The organism is Enterobacter sp. GER_MD16_1505_Eko_090 (assembly GCF_003331015.1).
Taxonomy (GTDB): Bacteria; Pseudomonadota; Gammaproteobacteria; order Enterobacterales; family Enterobacteriaceae; genus Enterobacter; species Enterobacter roggenkampii.
In genome coordinates, this window is record NZ_PUQF01000048.1 from 1 (window position 1) to 3,990 (window position 3,990).

Consider the following 3,990-nt stretch of genomic DNA (forward strand, 5'->3'; position numbering starts at 1 on the left):
GATAGTTCTCCGAATGAAAGCCTGTCCTCAGCATAATACCGGGAAGGAGGGAGTGACCATCTCATTAAATATCCTACGCTAAGCCTGTTTTTTGTACAGGCTGCTAACTACTGAGTGTAACGTGCGGTATTTACCCTGTCCCAGCTAGAGGTTTGTTCGCCAGACGTAGTCCCCGCTGAGATTTATGTGCTCACATCCTGGCGGGGAAAGATGCGCAATATGCTGTTCATTTAGCGGGAGTCCTTTCCGCTTCAGAGAATCTATGGCTCTTTCTATATATACCGTATTCCACAGCGAGATCGCCGCAGTTAGCAATGTCAGATTACTGGCCCGGTAGCTCTTATTTTCCAGCCCCCGATCTCTGATTTCCCACAGTCGATGCATAAAGACAGCTCGCGCCAGGGCATCGCGGGCCTCACCTTTATTCAACCCTGCCTGCACCCGGCGACGCAATGAAGGATCCCGGAACCAGTCCAGCATAAACAATGACCTTTCGATGCGGCCAATCTCCCTTAATGCCTTTGCCAGACGCAGTACCTCATGCCAGAGTGCTTCAATTTCCTTAAGATTCAGACTGGTTAAGGATATGATTGACTGAAGCCCCGGATACAACTCAGCTTTCCCATGAATAAACAACCGTTTGTCATGAAGATCCCGGATACTTGACGCAAAAGCGAATCCGAGCAGATGCATTAGCGCGAAAACATGCTCAGTGAAGCCTGCGGTATCCACTCTTGAACAGACAACAGAAAACCAGCGTTGTGAAACTGAAGCGGCTGGTTTTACCATCAAACCCCAACGAATGAGTGAAGAGCATATCAGCGGTTCGGTTGCCGCCAGTGAACGCCCTGTTTTTACCAAGCTGTTTGATCGCATGGAAAATGGCAATGTGTTGATTGTCAGCAAACTTGATCGTCTCGGACGCAATGCAATCGACATCAGAAAGACAGTTGAAATGCTGGCTGATTCTGAAATTCGGGTTCACTGTCTCGCATTGGGCGGTGTGGACCTCGCCAGCCCTGCCGGAAAAATGATGATGCAGGTAATCTCGGCGGTGGCAGAATTTGAGCGTGAACTGCTCATTGAGCGCAAACACTCTGGTATTGCACAGGCAAAAGCATCAGGGAAACGCTTTGGACGCCCCTCTGCATTGAATGAGGAACAAAAGTAATTAGTCCTGGAACGCCTTAGCATCGGGATAACTGTGAGTGCTTAGGCTCGTGAATTCAGCACCACACGACAAACTATTCTCAGGGTAAAATAAGCCTGTTCAGGGAGTTAGAGCGCTGCATCTTACAAAATTTTACTTTTGTATTCCTTTACGGAAACGGCGATAAAATGTCCGTCGGTGTATGATGGGTCAGATGTTAACCATATAAACCGTGAGGGTTTTACATGTCACAGCAATACACCAATGAACTGACCCCTGATGTGCTGGAACGGCTGCGTCAGCCGTGGCTGACCGATGAGTTTCTGGCAGGAGTTGATCCGCAGACGCGTCAGTCGCTCGTCGCAGAAATGGAATCAGTGTTACAGCGCGCTGTTCTCCATATTTACCGGGGGGCAACGGCTGGCAGCCTGACCCGTCATGGTGGCGTGATCCGTGAGGTATCCGGCAAAAGTACCCTTGGCGGGCATTATGCCGCGCGGGTCGGGGATAAAGTGGTGTATTCGGACGGGCGCGAGGCGACCATTATTTGTGGAGCCGGTAAAGGCCAAATGACGCAGGGGGAATCGATGGCGCTCGTGGGCAGCATGCTGGATAACGGCGATGAAATTATTTCCACGCCTCAGGGTAGTCAGATGTGTGTTTTCCGTGAGGGCGATACACTGCCTGATGGCTTTTTAACGGTGCCGGGAGGTAAACACTGATGGCGCTGGAAGGTTATTTTCTTTTCCAGGGAGATCGTACCGTCTGTGGCGGCAAAATTATCACCGGTGCTGAAGACACCCAATTTTTCGGGCGACCACAGGCGCGGGAGTCCGATAAAGTGACCTGCGGAAAACATCCCGGGATCTACCGTATCTGTGGTGGCATGGGCGACATGTACGAAGTGGGCGGAGTAAACCGCCAGCTAGCCGGCTCCATCGAAAGTTACAGTTCCTGTCCGTGTCGGGCGAAATTCATTCCGCAGGATCTGGACAACACCTACGAATATAACTGCAATGCCGGGCTGGCAGCCGAGCGTGATGAAACTGCCCGGAAGAAAAAACTGGCTGAAGAGAAAGAAAAAAAACCTGAGCCAATGCCCCTTCCCGCGCGGATTTATACCACACAGCGCATGATGGATGATTATGGCGCTAAAGACATGCACCACGGCGATCTGAGCGAGGAAGCGCTGAAAGGGCGCTTTGGCCTGACGGACGTCTCGGCGAAAGTGAACCCGTATACGCTGACCCTTTCGCCGCGGGTTGTAGCCAGTCCGTATGATGGATTTTATTCGGGCAGCCTGACGGAGAGTGCGCCGGTTGTAGTCAGCCGGGAGGAAAGCGCGCGACTGATGTTTGATGAGTTTCGTGAACTGGCGAAGGTGTTCTCCTTTCACGGTCCGTATAAGAACATCATCACTGAGATGATCAACCACATGCAGAAGAACAGCGGCACACCGTACAGCAGCCCGCTACTGGATAAGGCGCTGAAAGAGCAGATCCTGAATGACCGTTCTGGGAAAAGTTCGTTGCTGAGAATCCAAAATGTTCTAAAAGCAGCAATTAACTACGAGTATGGATTTATTCCTCTCGATAAGAAGGACAAGTTGTTTGACGAAAAGGGAAACTTTAAGGAGTTAAGTGGGGCTGTTCTGCCAAAGTTTGACCATCTTATCGACCGTACTAACGGGCTGGTGATAACCGTCCATGATACCTGGTCGACGCATATCACGCTGCAGTCGCTGGAGGTGACGGGCAACAGCTACCGGGCGAAGGTGCATTACCGGATTCAAGATCACTTCGGACTTGATGATGCAGACATTCTGAACCCTGTTTTTCATCAGGGACGAATTTTCCGGACCTGGTTTGTGCTGCAGCGTTATGTGAAATACGGCTACAGGCCGTTTATCACCGAGATGAATACGACCGTGGAAATCAGCGGGAGGCGGGATGAATAAGTGGCTGATAGCGGGCGTTATTGCGGCGGCTGCCGGTGGCTTTCTGCTCTGGCAGTACCTGACGCCGGTTGATATTGTGGCAGTACATGATGGCGATACGATACTGGTCAGGCATTTTCCGTACCTGAAAAGCCGCCAGATAGCCTGGTGGGAAGCCAACAAGGATATGATTCAGGAAAAATACGGTATACCGAATAAAGGCGAAGATTATTATTACTACATATCTATTATGGATTTTGGGAATGGATATCGTACCGAGCCGAATGAAAGCTTGCTTGGGTTTATTGATGAGGTTTCTTGCTTCAATGACATACAGACAGAGAAGCGGTGTATTGATAGAAAGCCACTTTTGGATGTACGATATAGCCAGAATTATGGGCTTAAATATGAGTCGTATTAACGTAAATTTTAATGACTGAACGTTAAATCAAAAAGGATCTTTGAGATCCTTTTTTTCGCGCGTAATCTCTTGCCCTGTATACAAAAAACTGCTACCAACGGTGGTTTTTTTCCGGAATTCAGAACTACCAACTCTTTGTTCCGATGGTAACTGGCTTTCACGGAGCGCAGATACCTAAACTGTCCTTCCAGGGTAGCCGCAGTCAGGGCACCACTTCAAGAGCTCTGTAGCACCGCCTACATCATCATTACTCTGCAAACCTGTTACCAATGGTTAACGCGACTGGCGATTCGTCGTGTCTTTTAGGGCTGGACTAAAGAAAACAGTTACCTGAACAAGTGCGTTAGTCGGACTAAATGGGGAGTTCGAGCATATACGTACTTCATTCCGTCAAAACAACCTTAGGGTAGGATATTTAATGAGATGGTCACTCCCTCCTTCCCGGTATTATGCTGAGGACAGGCTTTCATTCGGAGAACTATC

The 3,990-nt window shown here is 49.5% G+C and carries 3 protein-coding genes and 2 pseudogenes; 4 read left to right on the forward strand and 1 reads right to left on the reverse strand.

The features are described 5' to 3' along the window. Window positions 1–78: 78 nt before the first annotated feature. Window positions 79–729: pseudogene (locus tag C6A40_RS24535) on the reverse strand (Tn3 family transposase); the annotation flags it as partial. Between C6A40_RS24535 and C6A40_RS24540 the strand changes: the two are divergent. The 4 genes and pseudogenes from C6A40_RS24540 to C6A40_RS24555 all read left to right on the forward strand — a co-directional run bounded on the left by C6A40_RS24540 (window position 713) and on the right by C6A40_RS24555 (window position 3,507). Further along, a pseudogene (locus C6A40_RS24540) lies at window positions 713–1,216 on the forward strand (recombinase family protein). The pseudogenes C6A40_RS24535 and C6A40_RS24540 sit on opposite strands and share 17 nt — an antisense overlap. A gap of 179 nt (window positions 1,217–1,395) precedes the next feature. Further along, entirely contained in the window at window positions 1,396–1,872 is a 477-nt protein-coding gene (locus C6A40_RS24545) for a PAAR domain-containing protein (protein WP_045337478.1), read from the forward strand. Continuing rightward, entirely contained in the window at window positions 1,872–3,107 is a 1,236-nt protein-coding gene (locus C6A40_RS24550) for a PAAR domain-containing protein (protein ID WP_045337480.1), read from the forward strand. Before C6A40_RS24545 ends, C6A40_RS24550 begins: the two co-directional genes overlap by 1 nt. Beyond that, window positions 3,100–3,507 (forward strand): DUF943 family protein, encoded by a 408-nt coding sequence (locus C6A40_RS24555; RefSeq protein WP_045337482.1) that lies wholly within the window; start codon window positions 3,100–3,102, stop codon window positions 3,505–3,507. Before C6A40_RS24550 ends, C6A40_RS24555 begins: the two co-directional genes overlap by 8 nt. Window positions 3,508–3,990 lie beyond the last annotated feature (483 nt).

Excerpts from the sequence above, each read along its gene's own strand:
- C6A40_RS24555 (WP_045337482.1), top strand. The coding sequence starts at position 3,100 with ATGAATAAGTGGCTGATAGCGGGCGTTATTGCGGCGGCTGCCGGTGGC.
- C6A40_RS24550 (WP_045337480.1), top strand. The coding sequence starts at position 1,872 with ATGGCGCTGGAAGGTTATTTTCTTTTCCAGGGAGATCGTACCGTCTGT.
- C6A40_RS24545 (WP_045337478.1), top strand. The coding sequence starts at position 1,396 with ATGTCACAGCAATACACCAATGAACTGACCCCTGATGTGCTGGAACGG.